The 15,215-nt window shown below is 72.0% G+C and carries 15 protein-coding genes; 12 read left to right on the top strand and 3 right to left on the bottom strand.

What is annotated here, in order from left to right:
- Window positions 1-73 precede the first annotated feature (73 nt).
- The 9 genes from IEX37_RS11300 to miaA all read left to right on the top strand — a co-directional run bounded on the left by IEX37_RS11300 (window position 74) and on the right by miaA (window position 9,210).
- Entirely contained in the window at window positions 74-2,803 is a 2,730-nt protein-coding gene (locus IEX37_RS11300) for an FtsK/SpoIIIE family DNA translocase (RefSeq protein ID WP_188756380.1), read from the top strand.
- Between the two features lies 1 nt (window position 2,804).
- A complete protein-coding gene (gene pgsA / locus IEX37_RS11295; RefSeq protein ID WP_188756379.1) occupies window positions 2,805-3,380 on the top strand; it encodes a CDP-diacylglycerol--glycerol-3-phosphate 3-phosphatidyltransferase in 576 nt (191 codons plus the stop codon).
- A gap of 25 nt (window positions 3,381-3,405) precedes the next feature.
- On the top strand, window positions 3,406-3,921 hold the full coding sequence (locus IEX37_RS11290) for a CinA family protein (protein WP_188756378.1): 516 nt from the start codon (window positions 3,406-3,408) through the stop codon (window positions 3,919-3,921).
- Window positions 3,922-4,028: 107 nt separating this feature from the next.
- Entirely contained in the window at window positions 4,029-4,337 is a 309-nt protein-coding gene (locus tag IEX37_RS11285) for a helix-turn-helix domain-containing protein (RefSeq protein WP_188756377.1), read from the top strand.
- Window positions 4,338-4,344: 7 nt separating this feature from the next.
- A complete protein-coding gene (locus IEX37_RS11280; RefSeq protein WP_188756376.1) occupies window positions 4,345-4,563 on the top strand; it encodes a DUF3046 domain-containing protein in 219 nt (72 codons plus the stop codon).
- Window positions 4,564-4,803: 240 nt separating this feature from the next.
- The gene (gene recA / locus IEX37_RS11275; protein ID WP_188756375.1) at window positions 4,804-5,865 is read left to right on the top strand and encodes a recombinase RecA; all 1,062 of its coding nucleotides are present in this window, start codon (window positions 4,804-4,806) and stop codon (window positions 5,863-5,865) included.
- Entirely contained in the window at window positions 5,862-6,638 is a 777-nt protein-coding gene (locus IEX37_RS11270) for a regulatory protein RecX (RefSeq protein WP_188756374.1), read from the top strand. The genes recA and IEX37_RS11270 overlap by 4 nt, the downstream gene beginning before the upstream one ends.
- An 80-nt stretch (window positions 6,639-6,718) precedes the next feature.
- Entirely contained in the window at window positions 6,719-8,269 is a 1,551-nt protein-coding gene (gene miaB, locus IEX37_RS11265) for a tRNA (N6-isopentenyl adenosine(37)-C2)-methylthiotransferase MiaB (protein WP_188756373.1), read from the top strand.
- Window positions 8,266-9,210: a tRNA (adenosine(37)-N6)-dimethylallyltransferase MiaA gene (miaA, locus tag IEX37_RS11260; protein WP_188756372.1), complete on the top strand. Its 945-nt coding sequence runs from the start codon at window positions 8,266-8,268 to the stop codon at window positions 9,208-9,210. Before miaB ends, miaA begins: the two co-directional genes overlap by 4 nt.
- 114 nt (window positions 9,211-9,324) lie before the next feature.
- Here the strand turns inward: miaA and IEX37_RS11255 are convergent, their stop codons facing one another.
- A complete protein-coding gene (locus tag IEX37_RS11255) occupies window positions 9,325-10,554 on the bottom strand; it encodes an MFS transporter (RefSeq protein WP_188756371.1) in 1,230 nt (409 codons plus the stop codon).
- A 77-nt stretch (window positions 10,555-10,631) separates the two neighbouring features.
- Between IEX37_RS11255 and dapF the strand changes: the two genes are divergently transcribed.
- Window positions 10,632-11,510, top strand: a complete 879-nt coding sequence (gene dapF, locus IEX37_RS11250) for a diaminopimelate epimerase (RefSeq protein ID WP_188756370.1) — start codon at window positions 10,632-10,634, stop codon at window positions 11,508-11,510.
- Window positions 11,511-11,521: 11 nt separating this feature from the next.
- Window positions 11,522-12,097 carry a molybdenum cofactor guanylyltransferase gene (gene mobA / locus IEX37_RS11245; protein ID WP_188756369.1) on the top strand — a complete coding sequence of 192 codons (576 nt, stop codon included), beginning with the start codon at window positions 11,522-11,524 and terminating at the stop codon, window positions 12,095-12,097.
- Between the two features lie 23 nt (window positions 12,098-12,120).
- Here mobA and IEX37_RS11240 read toward each other — a convergent pair whose 3' ends face one another.
- Together IEX37_RS11240 and IEX37_RS11235 are read right to left on the bottom strand one after the other, a co-directional pair.
- Entirely contained in the window at window positions 12,121-12,792 is a 672-nt protein-coding gene (locus IEX37_RS11240; protein ID WP_188756368.1) for an NAD(P)H-binding protein, read from the bottom strand.
- A 31-nt stretch (window positions 12,793-12,823) separates the two neighbouring features.
- Window positions 12,824-13,462, bottom strand: coding sequence for a class I SAM-dependent methyltransferase (locus IEX37_RS11235; RefSeq protein ID WP_188756367.1), 639 nt, complete (start codon window positions 13,460-13,462; stop codon window positions 12,824-12,826).
- 158 nt (window positions 13,463-13,620) lie between these two features.
- Between IEX37_RS11235 and hflX the strand changes: the two genes are divergently transcribed.
- Window positions 13,621-15,204 carry a GTPase HflX gene (gene hflX / locus IEX37_RS11230; protein ID WP_188756366.1) on the top strand — a complete coding sequence of 528 codons (1,584 nt, stop codon included), beginning with the start codon at window positions 13,621-13,623 and terminating at the stop codon, window positions 15,202-15,204.
- Window positions 15,205-15,215 lie beyond the last annotated feature (11 nt).

The raw sequence follows: 15,215 nt of genomic DNA, 5'->3' as shown, positions 1-15,215 counted from the left end.
GCCGACGCCGGGGATCCGATCGATCCCCGGCGTCGCTCCACGCGATGTCGGCAGCCGCGCGTACCGTGGAGGCATGGCCCGCACGTCCACCAAGAGCTCCGGCACGAGCAGCCGCGCCTCCAAGGGTGAGGCCGCGAACGGCTCGCGTGCGCGCAAGAAGGCCGATCCGGCCCCCCAGCCGTACTTCTCAGAGGACCGGCCGCCGATCGCGGTGCGCGCCTGGAACGGCCTCGGCCACGCCGTCGGCGGTCTCTTCCGCGCGTTCGGACCCGAGACGCTCGAGAAGGACCAGCGCCGAGACGGCTTCCCGCTCCTGCTCGTGCTCCTCGCGATCGCGGGGGCGGTCACCGAGTGGTTCTTCATCGGCAACGAGATCGCCTCGAACATCAGCGCCTACACGTTCGGCATGCTGATCGGCCGCACGGCGTTCATCTTCCCGGTCGCGCTGCTGCTGCTGGCCGGGTGGCTGTTCCGGCACCCCTCCTCCGTGCACGACAACGGGCGCATCGGCATCGGGTTCGCCCTGCTCACGGTCACGGTGGCCGGGTTCTGCCACGTCGCGGGGGGCCGGCCCGCGCCGGCGGACGGCATGCCGGCGCTCAGCCAGGCGGGCGGCGTGTCCGGCTGGCTGCTCGGCGAGCCGCTCGCGCTCGTCATCACCGAGATCGGCGCCTACGTGGTGCTGTCCGTGCTCGCCGCGCTGAGCGTGCTGATCATCACCAAGACGCCGCCGAACCGCATCGGGCAGCGGCTGGGCGACCTGTACGCGTGGATGTTCGGAGCCGAGCGTCCGGAGACCCCCGCGGGGGGCGAGACCGCGCCGACGCGCGTGCTGGGCGAGGACGACGCGAGCTCCGACGGGGCGGAGGCGAGCGTCCCGTGGTGGCGCCGCAACAAGTCCGGCCGCGAGGAGGATCCAGACGTCGCGTCCTCGCCCGACGACCTCACCGAGCTGCTGTCCGCGCCCGCGGAGGGCGGTTACGACCAGGCGTACGTCGTCGATGCCGAGCCGGATCCGGGCGAATCCGCGACCGAGGTGCTCAGCTCCGTCAGCGCCGTCACGGGTGGGCTCGCCGAGCGCGGCTCGACGGCGCTGGTGGGCGACGACGACGCCGACACGGGCGAGCTCCCGGGGCTGACGGGTTTCGGCACCGACGGACCCGGCGCGCGCGGACCGCAGCCACCGGCGGCCCCGTACGTGCTGCCGTCGCCTTCGTCCCTGGCCTCCGGCCCGCCGTCGGTGGCGCGCAGCGAGGCCAACGACCGCGTGGTGGAGCAGCTGACGCGCGTGCTCGCGGAGTTCAAGGTCGACGCGAAGGTCACGGGCTTCTCCCGAGGGCCGACCGTCACGCAGTACGAGATCGAGCTGGCTCCGGGCGTCCGCGTCGAGCGGATCACGCAGCTCCAGAGCAACATCTCGTACGCCGTCGCGTCCAACGACGTCCGCATCCTCGCCCCGATCCCCGGCAAGAGCGCGATCGGCATCGAGATCCCCAACGCCGACCGCGAGACCGTCGCGCTCGGAGACGTGCTGCGTTCCGCCGCGGCGCAGAAGTCGACCCACCCCCTCACGATCGGCGTGGGCAAGGACGTCGGTGGCGGGTTCGTCGTCGCGAACCTCGCGAAGATGCCCCACCTGCTCGTGGCGGGCTCGACGGGCTCCGGAAAGTCGAGCTTCATCAACTCGATGATCACGAGCCTGCTCATGCGCGCCAAGCCCAGCGAGGTGCGCATGGTGCTGATCGACCCGAAGCGCGTCGAGCTCACCAGCTACGCGGGCGTCCCGCACCTGATCACGCCCATCATCACGAACCCCAAGAAGGCGGCCGAGGCGCTGCAGTGGGTCGTGAAGGAGATGGACATGCGGTACGACGACCTCGCGTCGTTCGGCTTCCGCCACGTGGACGACTTCAACGCCGCCCTCCAGCGCGGCGAGGTGGAGGTGCCGGCGGGCAGTGAGCGCGTACTCAAGCCGTACCCGTACCTGCTGGTGGTCGTCGACGAGCTCGCGGACCTGATGATGGTCGCTCCGCGCGACGTCGAGGACTCGATCGTCCGCATCACGCAGCTGGCCCGTGCCGCGGGCATCCACCTGGTGCTCGCCACCCAGCGCCCCTCCGTCAACGTCGTCACGGGCCTCATCAAGGCCAACGTGCCCTCCCGCCTGGCGTTCGCGGTGACGAGCGTGACCGACAGCCGCGTCATCCTCGACGAGGGCGGGGCCGACAAGCTCATCGGTCAGGGCGACGCGCTGTTCTCCCCGATGGGCTCGTCGAAGGCGCTGCGTGTGCAGGGCGCGTGGGTCACCGAGGAGGAGATCGACCGCGTCGTCCGCCACGTCACCGGCCAGGCGCGTCCGGAGTACCGCTCGGACGTCGCAGAGGCGGTCGACGGGAAGAAGAAGGAGATCGACGAGGACATCGGCGACGATCTCGAGGTGCTGCTCGCCGCGGCCGAGCTCGTCGTGACGAGCCAGTTCGGATCGACGTCGATGCTGCAGCGCAAGCTGCGCGTTGGGTTCGCCAAGGCCGGCCGACTGATGGACCTGCTCGAGTCCCGCGAGGTCGTCGGACCCTCGGAGGGCTCCAAGGCCCGCGACGTGCTGGTCACACCCGAGCAGCTGCCCGAGGTGCTCGCGCGCATCAAGGGCGAGGAGCCGCCGGCGTCCGTCGCCGCACCGGACGCCGACGAGGCTGACGACGACCGGTATGGCTCCGACCCCATCGAGGCGCAGTTCCAGGGCCGCCCCGTGCACGATGACGAGGGCGACGAGGACGCCTGGCAGCTCACCGGACGCGACTGACATGGGCATCCCACGGCAGCTCCCGAACGCGATCACGATCGCCCGCATCCCGCTGGCGATCGTGTTCTTCGTCCTGCTGCTCGCGGCCGGCTCGCTCGGCGATCCGCGCCTCGGGATGCGGTGGGCTGCGGCGGCGCTGTTCATCCTCGCGATCTCCACGGACTGGGTGGACGGCTACCTCGCCCGGCGCTACGACATCGTGAGCGACTTCGGCAAGCTGTGGGACCCGATCGCCGACAAGCTGCTCACGGGTGCCGCGTTCGTCGGACTGGCGATCCTCGGTGAGCTGTGGTGGTGGATGGTCGCGATCATCCTCGTCCGCGAGTGGGGCATCACCGTTCACCGCCTGATCGTCGCGAAGCAGCACGTGGTCGCCGCGGCGTGGATGGGCAAGGCCAAGACGGTCGTGCAGGGGGTGGCCCTCTCGTGGGCGCTGCTGCCGCTCCACACCGTGATCGGTGTGGACGCCTGGGCGACGGTCACGTCCGTGCTGATGTGGGCGGTGCTCCTGCTCACGGTCGCGAGCGGCATCGACTACGTCGCCGCCCAGGTGCGCGGAGCGCGTTCCGCCCGATGAGCGAGGTCCGGTGAGCGACCGTCCGATGAGCGACATCGGGCCCGCACGTGTCCTCGAGCTGCTCCGACGGCGGGGATGGACGATCGCGGTCGCGGAGTCGCTCACGGGCGGTCTCGTCGTATCGTCCCTCGTCACCGTCCCCGGGGCGTCCGCGAGCCTGCGCGGGGGCGTCGTCGCGTACGACTCGGCCGTCAAGCGGACGCTGCTCGGTGTGGACGCGGGCCTCCTCGCGGCCCAGGGCGCTGTGCATCCCGAGGTCGCGCGACAGATGGCCGCGGGCGTGCGCGCCGCGATGACCGTGGACGGATGCCCGGCGGACGTGGGCGTGTCGACCACCGGGATCGCGGGCCCGGACTCGCCCGACGGGCAGCCCGTGGGCACCGTCCACGTCGCGGTGCTCACCCCGGAGACCGCGACGACATCGTCCTTCGTCCTCCCGGGCGACCGGGACGCCATCCGGCGCGGCGCTGCGACGCATGCGCTGCAGGCCGTCGCCGATGCGCTGAGCGTTCCGGGGGCACACCCCGTTACCGGCGTGTGAATCTTGAGGGATTCCTGGGCATCCCCGCGTCTACGGGATTAGATTGGCTTCATCGGTGTTGTACTGTTGTGCACCCGGTTGGGGTAGGTAGTGAGGAGGGGGCCGCGATGATCCTGGTTCGTCAAGAGATCGGCGATGTCCTGCGAGACATGCGTCAGCAGAAGGGCCAGACCCTCCGTCAGGTCGCCAGCAAGGCGAGCGTCGCGCTCGGATACCTCAGCGAGGTGGAACGCGGGCAGAAGGAGGCGTCGAGCGAGATCCTCGCCTCCGTGGCTGAGGCCCTCGACGTTCCGATCTCCTCGATCATGCGCGAGGTGGGCGACCGCATTGCGGTGCTCGAGGGCGTGCAGCCGTTCCCCGACGTGGTGCCCGACGACCTCATGGCCGAGGTCGGGCCCGAGCTATCGTTGCGCTGAGCATCGGATGAGGCGCAGCGAGTTCCTGCGCGCGGTCGAGGACGAGTTCGGTGCGCGCGCGTCATCGCTGCTGAGCGACCTGGTGCTGCCCGGGCTGGAGCGGACGCCGTCCGAGGCGCTCGAGTCTGGCGTCCCGCCGCGCGAGATCTGGCTGGCGCTGTGCGACGAGATGGACGTGCCGATGTCGCGTCGCCACGGCGCGGGGCGCCTCGAACCTCGCCGCTGATCGACCGCGCGACGCGCCGCGGCGTGTCATCGAAGATCCGTTCGAAGGCGGCGTAGTCTCGTCCACAGGTGGTGCATGCCGCCCATCTGCTCCCCGTGGGGGCGCTGCCGGCCGCAATGTCGGTGGCCCTCCGTAGCGTTGCAGACGGCACATGAGCCACGCGCCTTGTCGCAGATCCGGCCACCGGTCGGGTCGCGGCAGCCTACAGGCGGCGGACACACGGAGCAGAAGGAGCAGGCCATGCCAGCAGCAGCCGATCGCGAGAAGGCCCTCGACGCGGCGCTCGCCCAGATCGACAAGCAGTTCGGGAAGGGCTCGGTCATGCGGCTGGGCAGCGACGAGCGCGCGCCCGTCGAGGTGATCCCCACGGGGTCCATCGCGCTCGACGTCGCGCTCGGCGTGGGCGGGCTGCCCCGCGGACGCATCATCGAGATCTACGGCCCGGAGTCATCGGGTAAGACGACCCTCACGCTGCACGCGATCGCCAACGTGCAGCGCGCCGGAGGCATCGCGGCGTTCGTGGACGCCGAGCACGCGCTCGACCCCGAGTACGCGAAGAAGCTCGGCGTCGACATCGACCAGCTCCTCGTATCGCAGCCCGACACGGGTGAGCAGGCGCTCGAGATCGCCGACATGCTGATCCGTTCCGGCGCGATCGACCTCGTGGTGATCGACTCGGTCGCCGCGCTCGTGCCGCGCGCCGAGATCGAGGGCGAGATGGGCGACTCGCATGTCGGCCTCCAGGCGCGACTGATGTCCCAGGCGCTGCGAAAGCTCACGGGTGGGCTCAACCAGACCAAGACGACGGCGATCTTCATCAACCAGCTGCGCGAGAAGATCGGCGTGTTCTTCGGCTCTCCCGAGACCACCGCAGGCGGTAAGGCGCTGAAGTTCTATGCCTCGGTGCGCCTCGACATCCGTCGCATCGAGACGCTCAAGGACGGGGCGGAGGCGGTCGGAAACCGCACGCGCGTCAAGGTCGTCAAGAACAAGATGGCGCCGCCCTTCAAGCAGGCGGAGTTCGACATCCTGTACGGCACGGGCATCTCGCGTGAGGGCAGCCTGATCGACTTCGGCGTCGAGCACGGCATCGTCAAGAAGTCCGGCAGCTGGTACACGTACGACGGCGACCAGCTCGGCCAGGGCAAGGAGAACGCCCGCAACTTCCTGATCGAGAACGTCGACGTGGCGCTCGAGATCGAGAACCGGATCAAGGAGAAGCTCGGGGTGGGTCAGCGCGCCGCCGGTGCCGCACCGGCCGAGACCGCGACCGCCGACGTGACGGCGCGCCGCACCGCGTGAGCGAGGAGGAGCGGATCGCCCCCGTCATCCCCCTCTTCGGGGGCGAGCCCGTCGATCGCGATCCGGCGGGTGACGAGCCGGGGGCGACCCGCGGTGCCGAGGATTCCGACGGCACGTCCGCGGCGGCGCAGAACTGGCACACCACGTGGCGCGACCTGGGCTCGCGGGCCGAGGATCGCAGGCCCCGGCCGGTCGCGCCCCTGCAGGTGAAGCGCTCGGGCGGGGTGCGCTTCGTCGAGCTGCCGGAGGAGGACGACGAGCACGCGGGCGCGCCGGCACCGGACGAGGCGCGCGCCGAGGCGGAGGAGCGCCTGATCAAGAGCCTGCGCCGTCGTTCGCTGTCGGTGTCCGAGGCGCGCGCCGCGCTGCGCCAGGCAGACCTGGACGCCGAGGCGGTGGACGAGATCGTCGACCGCCTCACGCGGCTCGGCGCCCTGGACGACGTCGCGCTGGCGGCGCAGTTGGTGCGCGCAGGCGTCGAGCGCAAGAAGCAGGGCCGGCGCGCGATCGCACAGATGCTCGCCGCGCGAGGCGTGGACCGCGCCGTGATCGACGACGCGCTCGCGGAGCTGCCGGACGACGACCTCGAACGGGCGCTCGACTACGCGCGGACCAAGGCGCCGCAGCTCCTGCGCTTCGACGACGACACGGCCCTGCGGCGCCTCGCCGGGCAGCTGGCCCGCCGCGGATTCGGCGGCGGGCTGGCCATGTCCGCCGCGCGGACCGCGCTGTCGGAGGCACGTCGCCCCCGCGGCTCCGTCCGCTTCGACTGACGGCTCCCGGGCGCGCCGCGCGCGCGATGTGACGCTCTGCCGAGCCTCGGTCAGGACGGCGAACGTAGAATGAGCACGCCATGACTACGCCATCCAGCGCCCCCACGCTCATCGAGCCCTCGCCCGCCGCTCTCACGGCAGACGGTCGCCCGCGCTCGTACGAGGTGCGCACCTTCGGCTGCCAGATGAACGTGCACGACTCCGAGCGGCTCTCCGGATCCCTCGAGAGCGCGGGCTACGTCCGCGCGACCGGCGATATGGAACCGGACGTCGTCATCATCAACACGTGCGCCGTGCGTGAGAACGCCGCCGGTAAGCTGTACGGCACGCTCGGGCACCTCAAGTCGCGCAAGGACAAGCGCGCCGGTATGCAGATCGCCGTCGGCGGGTGCCTCGCGCAGATGGACAAGGAGGCCGTCCAGCAGAAGGCTCCCTGGGTCGACGTCGTCTTCGGCACTCACAACATGGGGTCACTGCCGAGCCTGTTGGAGCGCGCGCGCCACAACGGCGAGGCGGAGCTGGAGATCCTCGAGTCGCTCGAGACCTTCCCCTCGACGCTGCCCACCAAGCGCGACTCGGTCTACAGCGGCTGGGTCTCGATCTCCGTCGGCTGCAACAACACGTGCACGTTCTGCATCGTGCCCAGTCTCCGCGGCAAGGAGAAGGACCGGCGCCCCGGCGACATCCTGAACGAGATCCGCCTGCTCGTCGACGACGGCGCGATCGAGGTCACGCTGCTCGGGCAGAACGTCAACTCGTACGGCGTGGAGTTCGGTGACCGGCAGGCGTTCGGCAAGCTTCTGCGCGCGGCCGGCGAGATCGACGGCCTGGAGCGGATCCGCTTCACGAGCCCGCACCCCGCGGCGTTCACGGACGACGTCATCGACGCGATGGCAGAGACGCCGGCCGTCATGCCGCAGCTGCACATGCCACTGCAGTCGGGCAGCGACACGATCCTGCGGGCGATGCGCCGTTCGTACCGCAGTGCCAAGTTCCTGGGGATCCTCGACCGCGTCCGCGAGCGCATCCCGCACGCCGCGATCTCGACCGACATCATCGTCGGCTTCCCCGGCGAGACCGACGAGGACTTCGAGGACACCCTGCGGGTGGTGGAGCAGGCCCGGTTCGCGAGCGCGTTCACGTTCCAGTACTCGATCCGCGAGGGCACGCCCGCCGCCACGATGCCGAACCAGGTGCCGAAGGAGGTCGTGCAGGAGCGCTACGACCGCCTGATCGCCCTTCAGCAGCGCATCACGCTCGAGGAGAACGAGAAGCAGCTCGGTCGCGAGGTGCATCTGCTGGTCTCGACGGGGGAGGGCAAGAAGGACGCCGCGACCCGTCGTCTCACGGGACGTGCCGAGGACAACCGGCTCGTCCACTTCGAGGTGCCGGAGGGATCGCCCGTGCCGCGCCCGGGCGACGTGGTCACGGTGCGCGTGACGCACGCGGCGCCGTCCCACCTGCTCGCCGACTCGCTCGACGGAGCCCCGCTGCGCATCCGCCGCACGCGCGCGGGCGACGCCTGGGACCGCTCGCAGGCCGAGTCCTGCGGCGTGCCCTCAGACGGCTCCGCCGGCACCCCGGCCGGCCCCGTGAAGCTCGGCCTGCCGACGCTTCGTACGGGCGTGTGACGCCCGCTTCGTCCCCCGACGCGGGCGCCGTGTCGCGCCTGTTCGCCATCGTCGGCGCCACGGGCACGGGGAAGAGCGACCTGTCGCTCGACCTGGCCGAGGCGCTGGCGGAGCACGGCAGAGAGGCGGAGATCGTCAACGCCGATGCGATGCAGCTGTACCGCGGCATGGACATCGGTACCGCGAAGCTGCCGGTCGACGCGCGCCGCGGCATCCCGCATCACCTGCTGGACGTGCTCGATGTGACGGAGGAGGCCGCCGTCGCGCGGTATCAGCGCGATGCGCGCGCGGCGATCGAGGTCATCCACGGCCGTGGACGTCACGCGATCCTCGTCGGCGGTTCGGGGCTGTACGTGTCGAGCGTGCTGTTCGACTTCCGCTTCCCGCCGCGCGATCAGGCGCTGCGCGCCGAACTCGAGGCGGAGCTCGCGCGGAGCGGTGCGGGAGTGCTCTACGACCGGCTGCGTGCCCAGGACCCCGAGACGGCCGCGCGCGTGGACCCCCGGAACGGGCGCCGGATCGTGCGCGCGCTCGAGGTCATCGCCCAGGGGGAGAGCACGCACGGCGCCGCGCTTCCCGAGAAGCCCGTCCCATGGCGCGAGGCGACGATCGTCGGCCTGCGCATGGAGCGGGAGGCGCTCGTGGAGCGCCTCGATCGCCGTGTCGAGCGCATGTGGGCCGAGGGGATGCTCGAGGAGACCGCGCGGCTGCGGGAGCGCGGCCTCGAGCGCGGGAGCACGGCGCGCCGCGCCATCGGCTACGCGCAGGCGCTGGCGCAGCTCGCCGGCGCGCTGACGCAGGAGAAGGCGATCGCGGAGACCCAGGCCCTCACGCGGCGTTACGCGCGCCGACAGGTGTCCTGGTTCCGGCGATACCCGGGCGTGCACTGGCTCGAGGCAGGCTCGCCCTCCGCCTCGTCCGTGGCCGCGCTCCTGGACTGACGCGGCACATCCCACCCGCTCGGCGACCGACGCCGCACATCCCACCCGAAGCGTTGACTAGCGGCGGTGCGGTTTACTAGCGCTCCCCGCCCTAGTAAACGGGACGAACGCTAGTCAACGCCCTGGGGGTGGGGTGGGACGACGCCGGGCGAGCACGCCCAGCCCGACCCAGGCGACGGACGCCGCGGCGATCGAGATCGCGACGAAGACCGCCACCGCGCCCGCCCAGCCGGCCTCGTGCAGGACCGTCCCGATGACCCAGCCCAGCACTCCGGTCCCGACGAGCCACGACAGCTGGAACAGGGCGGAGGACTGGGCCCGCCCGAACTGCGCTCGCGCTCCCGACTGGCCGCTCGCGAGCGGGTGCACCAGGAAGCATCCGATCGTGAACAGGGCGAGCCCCGCGACCGTCGCGGGCAGCGAGGGCAGTAGCGTCAGCAGCGCGCCGGCGACCTCGAGTGCGAAGCCGAGCAGCATGGTGGGCACGACGCCGCGGCGAACCGACAGCAGCGCCGAGACCCGTGCGGATGCCGTCCCCAGCAGATAGATCACGAAGAGCAGGCCGGCGAGGGAGGTCGGGAGCGAGAACGGCGGCGCGGTGACGCGGTAGGCGACGTAGTTGTACAGCCCGGCGAAGCCGCCCATGTTCAGGAAGCCGATGAGATACAGCGACAGGGTCAGTGGGTCGCGCAGGTGGAAGCGGATCGCGCGCAGCGTCTCGGCGGCGCTCGTGCGGCGCGGTGAGTACCCGCGCGGCGCGGGGACGAGCACGAAGAACAGCGCCGACAGGGCGGCCGTGATCGCCGCCACCACGAGCAGGCCCACGTGCCAACCGCCGATGTCCGCCCCCGTCGCGGCCCCCACGCGTCCGATCACGCCCCCGACGGTGTTGCCGGCGACGTAGACCGCTGCGGCGCCGGCGACGTGCCGGGCGCTGACCTCCTCCGCGAGATACGCCATGGCCACCGCCGGCACCGCGCCGAGGGCGACGCCCATGGCACCGCGGGCGACGAGGAAGGCCTCGAAGGTGGGCATCAGCGGGCCCACGATCCCGAGCACGGCCGAGATCGCGAGCGACCACTTGATCGCGTTGACCCGGCCGATCCGGTCGGCGATCGAAGCCCACGGGAGCACCGACAGCGCCATGCCGAGGGTCGCCACCGAGAGGCTGAGGGACGCGTCGGCGGGGGACAGCCCGAACGCCTCCGAGAGGTCCGGGAGGACGGCCTGCACCGTGAACACCTGGCCGAACGTGGCGAAACCGGCGGCGAACAGCGCCAGCAGGAGGCGTCGATAGCCGAGCTCACCCCGGTCGTGCCCCGCCCAGGGCGCTTCTGCGTGCATCACCGCAGGCAACGTTAGCGACTGCGCGCGCCACCCGCGCCGGGGCGCGGCGTCGGTGCGCGCAATAGACTGGGGCGATGACCGAGATCGCCTTCACCAAGGGCCACGGGACGGGCAACGACTTCGTGATCGTCGCCGACCCCGAGGGCGAACTCGACCTTTCCGATGCCCAGGTCGCGGCGCTGTGCGACCGCCGCTTCGGCGTGGGCGCCGACGGTCTCCTGCGGGTCGTGCGCTCGGCACGGATCGCCGAGGGCGCGGCCGCGCTCGAGGAGGAGCCCGAGGCCGAGTGGTTCATGGACTACCGGAACGCCGACGGCTCGAAGGCGGAGATGTGTGGCAACGGCGTGCGCGTGTTCGTGCACTACCTTCTCGAGGCGGGCCTGGCGGCGATTCCGGCCGGATCGACGCTCCCGGTCGGGACGCGGGCGGGCGTGCGCGACGTGATGCGCAGCGAGAGCGGCTATCAGGTGGACCTGGGACGCTGGCGCATCGAGCCCGGCGAGCCGCTGGTCCGCGCACGGGGGCTCAGTGTGTCGCGCCCCGGGCTGGGCATCGACGTGGGCAATCCGCACGTCGTGGTGGCGATCGCCTCCGACGCCGAGCTCGACGAGCTCGACCTGGGCGGCAGGCCGGCGATCGACCCCGAGCCCGCGAACGGCGCGAACGTCGAGTTCGTCGTCCCCCGCGAGCCGCTCGTGAAGGACGGCGTCGGGCGCGTGCGCATGCGGGTGTTCGAGCGCGGCGTCGGCGAGACGCTCAGCTGCGGCACCGGCGTGGCCGCCACGGCGCTCGCCGTGCGGCACTGGGCGGGTGCGCAGGCACCCGACCACTGGCGCGTGGATGTGCCGGGCGGCACGCTGGGCGTGCGGATGTTCCCGGCCGAGGACGGCGAGCACGTCGCCCTCTCCGGCCCGGCGGTGCTCGTGTACACGGGCACGGTCGCCCTCGCCTGAGGTGGGAGAGAATGTCGGCCGCTCCGCGCCCCGTCCGAGGGATCGTGCTGGCCGGGGGGCGCTCCTCGCGCCTCGGCGGGCGGCACAAGCCGGCTCTGGAGGTCGGCGGCCGGCCGATCGTCGCGCGCGTGATCGAGGCGCTGCGAGGCGTCGGCGCGGATCCGCTCGTCGTCGGACTCCCCGAGGCCGTACCGGACGGCGTGCCGGTCGTCCGCGAGGATCCGCCCTACGCGGGCCCGCTGGCCGCCCTCGCGGCGGGCATGGGAGCGCTGCGGCCGCACGCCGAGGGCGTCATCGTCGTGCTGGGCGGCGACATGCCCTTCGTCACCGCGGGGCTGCTGCGCGGTCTCATAGACAGCGCCGGCCGCGGCGCCGCGTTCGCCGAGGACGAGTCCGGCCGCCTGCAGCCGCTGTGCGCCGCGTGGGACGAGGCCGTCCTGCGGCAGCGGTTGGCCCGTCTGGGGGAGACGGCAGACCGCCCCCTGCGGGCGCTGTTCGCCGACCTCGACCCCGTGCGCGTCGCCGCGCCGGGTCGCGAGCTGCGCGACATCGACACCCCGGAAGACCTGGCCGCGGCGGGGGAATGAACCCTCCGCCCGGGAGGACCGGGTCAGGCGCCCCGGAAGGCGTCGCGGATGTCGGTGTCCCCGTCGACGTACTCCAGCGTGCGGTGGATCGTGTGGGGGATTTCCAGCGCCGCGACGATCGTCCGCGCGACGTTGCCGCGCGATACGTGGCGGTCGTGGTCGCCGCGCGAGACGTCCGTACCGGGGGCGACCAGACGGATCCGGCCCGTGGGCTCGTCGAGTGTCAGCGAGCCGGGCCCCAGGATCGTCCAGTCCAGGTCCGAGGCGCGCAGGTGGGCGTCGGCGGCCGCCTTGGCCTCGGCGTAGGCGAAGAAGGAGTCGTCCTCGGGCACGCCGTGGTCCGGGCCGGCGCCGAGATACGACACCATCACGAACCGCGCGACCCCCGCCGCAACGGCCGCGTCGATCGCCCGGATGGCGGCGTCACGGTCGACCGCCCACGTCCGCGCGGGATTCCCGCCGCCGGCGCCGGCCGACCACACGATCGCGTCGCGGCCGCGGAAGGCGTCCGCGAGATCCTCGACCGACGCGCGCTCGACGTCCAGCACCAGCGGCGTGGCCCCGGACGTCTCGACGTCGGCGGCCTGCGCGGCGTCACGGATGACGGAGGTCACGGAGTGACCGGCCTCGCGCAGCAGGGGAGCGGCGCGGAGGGCGACGCGGCCGTGCCCGCCGATGACGATGATGTCGGCCATGAGGATCCTCTCGTCGGTCGTGCGTGGAGTGTCAGACGATTTCGACCGGCTCCGTGCGCGGCGTGCCGTGGCGGCGCACGCGCAGCACGCGGTAGCCCTTGCTCGTGGCCGCCCGGTAGACGCTGTAGCCCTCGTCGAATGTGGAGGCGAGCCACCGCTGCAGCGAGTCGGAGCCGAGATCGCGCTTCACCACGAGATGGGCGTCGCTGCGCTCGGCGAGCCGCGGGATCCACTGCTCGAGCAGCCCGTGCAGCACGGACTTGCCGACACGGATCGGCGGGTTCGACCGGATCGCGCGGAAGCGCACGTCCTCGGGAACATCCTCGGGGAGCACGGCGTTGACATTGTCGATGCCCAGGGAGGTGGCGTTGCGACGCACGAGGTCGAGGGCGCGTTCGTTGACATCGACGGCCCACACGCGGGCGCGCGGTGACATCAGCGCCATGCTCAGGGCGATGGGTCCCCAGCCGCAGCCGAGGTCGAGGAAGTCGCCTCCGGACGGCGGTTCGGGAGTGTTCGCGAGCAGCACCGAGGTGCCGACGTCCAGCCGTTCGGGGCTGAACACGCCGGCCGCCGTCGTGAGTTCCACGGTGCGTCCGACGAGGGTCACTCGGATGCGTCGCAGGTTCTCGGCACTGGTGGGACTCGCGGTGAAGTAGTGGTCCACCATAGGCCGCCAGCGTACCGGAGCGAGGGCTCCGCTGCGAGAGGGTCCGGGCCTGCCCGGACAGGGATTCCGCACCCGCGGGGGCGGGTAGCCGCGCGAGGCGCGGACGCATAAGCTGAAGAGCTCGGTACGCCACGGCGACCGGGGAATGAAAGGCATGGATGACTGACACCACCACACCCGATCCGGCGACGAACCCGGTTCCGTCCGATCCCGCCGTCCGCGACGCCGCGGACCGGATCCCGGCGGAGGGGCGAACAGGCGCGGCGGATCCGGTCGAGCGCGTGCTCCAGCGTGCCGAGGGGCGCTCGGGCGTGCGCGTCTTCGGCGGCGCCCAGGCGCTCCAGGACGCGGCGACGGCCGCGGACGGCACGAACGACGGCGAGCAGTGGGACCGCGAGGAGCGCGCCGCGCTGCGTCGCGTCGCGGGCCTGTCGACCGAGCTCGAAGACGTCACCGAGGTCGAGTACCGGCAGCTGCGCCTGGAGCGCGTCGTGCTGGTGGGCGTGTACGCGCAGGGCTCGCAGGCGGACGCGGAGAACTCGCTGCGCGAGCTCGCCGCCCTCGCCGAGACCGCGGGCGCGCAGGTCCTCGACGGCGTGCTGCAGCGGCGACCGCACCCCGATCCCGCCACCTACCTCGGGCGCGGCAAGGCGGATGAGCTGAAAGACCTCGTGGCCGCCGTCGGCGCGGACACCGTGATCGCGGACACCGAGCTGGCACCGAGCCAGAGACGGGCGCTCGAGGACGTCGTGAAGGTCAAGGTGATCGACCGCACGACGGTGATCCTGGACATCTTCAGCCAGCACGCCAAGAGCCGTGAGGGCAAGGCCCAGGTCGAGCTGGCGCAGCTGGAGTACCTGCTCCCGCGCCTGCGCGGCTGGGGTGAGTCGATGAGCCGTCAGGCCGGTGGCCAGGTGGGTGCCGGCGGCGCGGGCATGGGCTCGCGCGGTCCCGGTGAGACCAAGATCGAGCTGGACCGGCGCCGCATCCGCACCCGCATGGCCCAGCTGCGGCGCCAGATCCGCGACTTCGCGCCCGCGCGCGCGGCCAAGCGCGGGGAGCGCAAGCGCAACACGATCCCGTCGGTCGCGATCGCCGGGTACACCAACGCCGGCAAGTCGAGTCTGCTCAACCGCCTCACGAGCGCGGGCGTCCTCGTGGAGAACGCGCTGTTCGCGACGCTGGACGCGACCGTGCGCCGTTCCGAGACCTCCGACGGGCGTGTGTACACGATCGCCGACACGGTCGGCTTCGTGCGCAACCTGCCGCATCAGCTCGTCGAGGCGTTCCGCTCGACGCTCGAGGAGGTCGCCGACGCGGACGTCATCCTGCACGTCGTCGACGCGCACCACCCCGATCCCGCCGGTCAGCTGCAGACCGTTCGCGATGTGATGGGCGACGTCGGGGCGCGGGACATCCCCGAGATCGTCGTGTTCAACAAGAGCGACCTCGTCGACGACGACACGCGCCTCGTGCTGCGGGGCCTCGAGCCGCGCGCGGTGTTCGTCTCGTCGCGCACGGGCGAAGGCTTCGACGAGCTGCGCGCCGCGGTCGAGGCCGCGCTGCCGCTGCCGGAGATCGAGGTGCGCGCGCTCGTGCCCTACGACCGGGGCGACCTCGTGTCGGCGCTGCACGAGCAGGGCCACCTGCACGAGCGCAGGCACGAGGAGGGCGGCACGCTCGTGCACGCTCACGTCTCGGAGCGCCTTGCCGCGGCGCTCGAGCCGTACCGGACGGCCTAAAGCCGGCCGGT

The organism is Microbacterium album, assembly GCF_014643695.1.
Classification (GTDB): domain Bacteria; phylum Actinomycetota; class Actinomycetes; order Actinomycetales; family Microbacteriaceae; genus Microbacterium; species Microbacterium album.
The sequence above is the reverse complement of the archived record's forward strand: the minus strand, read 5'-3'. Positions and strand labels throughout refer to the sequence as shown.

What these genes read in the sequence shown, in the direction of transcription:
- IEX37_RS11300 (WP_188756380.1), top strand. Translation starts at nt 74, where the DNA reads ATGGCCCGCACGTCCACCAAGAGCTCCGGCACGAGCAGCCGCGCCTCC.
- pgsA (WP_188756379.1), top strand. Translation starts at nt 2,805, where the DNA reads ATGGGCATCCCACGGCAGCTCCCGAACGCGATCACGATCGCCCGCATC.
- IEX37_RS11290 (WP_188756378.1), top strand. Translation starts at nt 3,406, where the DNA reads ATGAGCGACATCGGGCCCGCACGTGTCCTCGAGCTGCTCCGACGGCGG.
- IEX37_RS11285 (WP_188756377.1), top strand. Translation starts at nt 4,029, where the DNA reads ATGATCCTGGTTCGTCAAGAGATCGGCGATGTCCTGCGAGACATGCGT.
- IEX37_RS11280 (WP_188756376.1), top strand. Translation starts at nt 4,345, where the DNA reads ATGAGGCGCAGCGAGTTCCTGCGCGCGGTCGAGGACGAGTTCGGTGCG.
- recA (WP_188756375.1), top strand. Translation starts at nt 4,804, where the DNA reads ATGCCAGCAGCAGCCGATCGCGAGAAGGCCCTCGACGCGGCGCTCGCC.
- miaB (WP_188756373.1), top strand. Translation starts at nt 6,719, where the DNA reads ATGACTACGCCATCCAGCGCCCCCACGCTCATCGAGCCCTCGCCCGCC.
- IEX37_RS11255 (WP_188756371.1), bottom strand. Translation starts at nt 10,554, where the DNA reads ATGCACGCAGAAGCGCCCTGGGCGGGGCACGACCGGGGTGAGCTCGGC.
- dapF (WP_188756370.1), top strand. Translation starts at nt 10,632, where the DNA reads ATGACCGAGATCGCCTTCACCAAGGGCCACGGGACGGGCAACGACTTC.
- mobA (WP_188756369.1), top strand. Translation starts at nt 11,522, where the DNA reads ATGTCGGCCGCTCCGCGCCCCGTCCGAGGGATCGTGCTGGCCGGGGGG.
- IEX37_RS11240 (WP_188756368.1), bottom strand. Translation starts at nt 12,792, where the DNA reads ATGGCCGACATCATCGTCATCGGCGGGCACGGCCGCGTCGCCCTCCGC.
- IEX37_RS11235 (WP_188756367.1), bottom strand. Translation starts at nt 13,462, where the DNA reads ATGGTGGACCACTACTTCACCGCGAGTCCCACCAGTGCCGAGAACCTG.
- hflX (WP_188756366.1), top strand. Translation starts at nt 13,621, where the DNA reads ATGACTGACACCACCACACCCGATCCGGCGACGAACCCGGTTCCGTCC.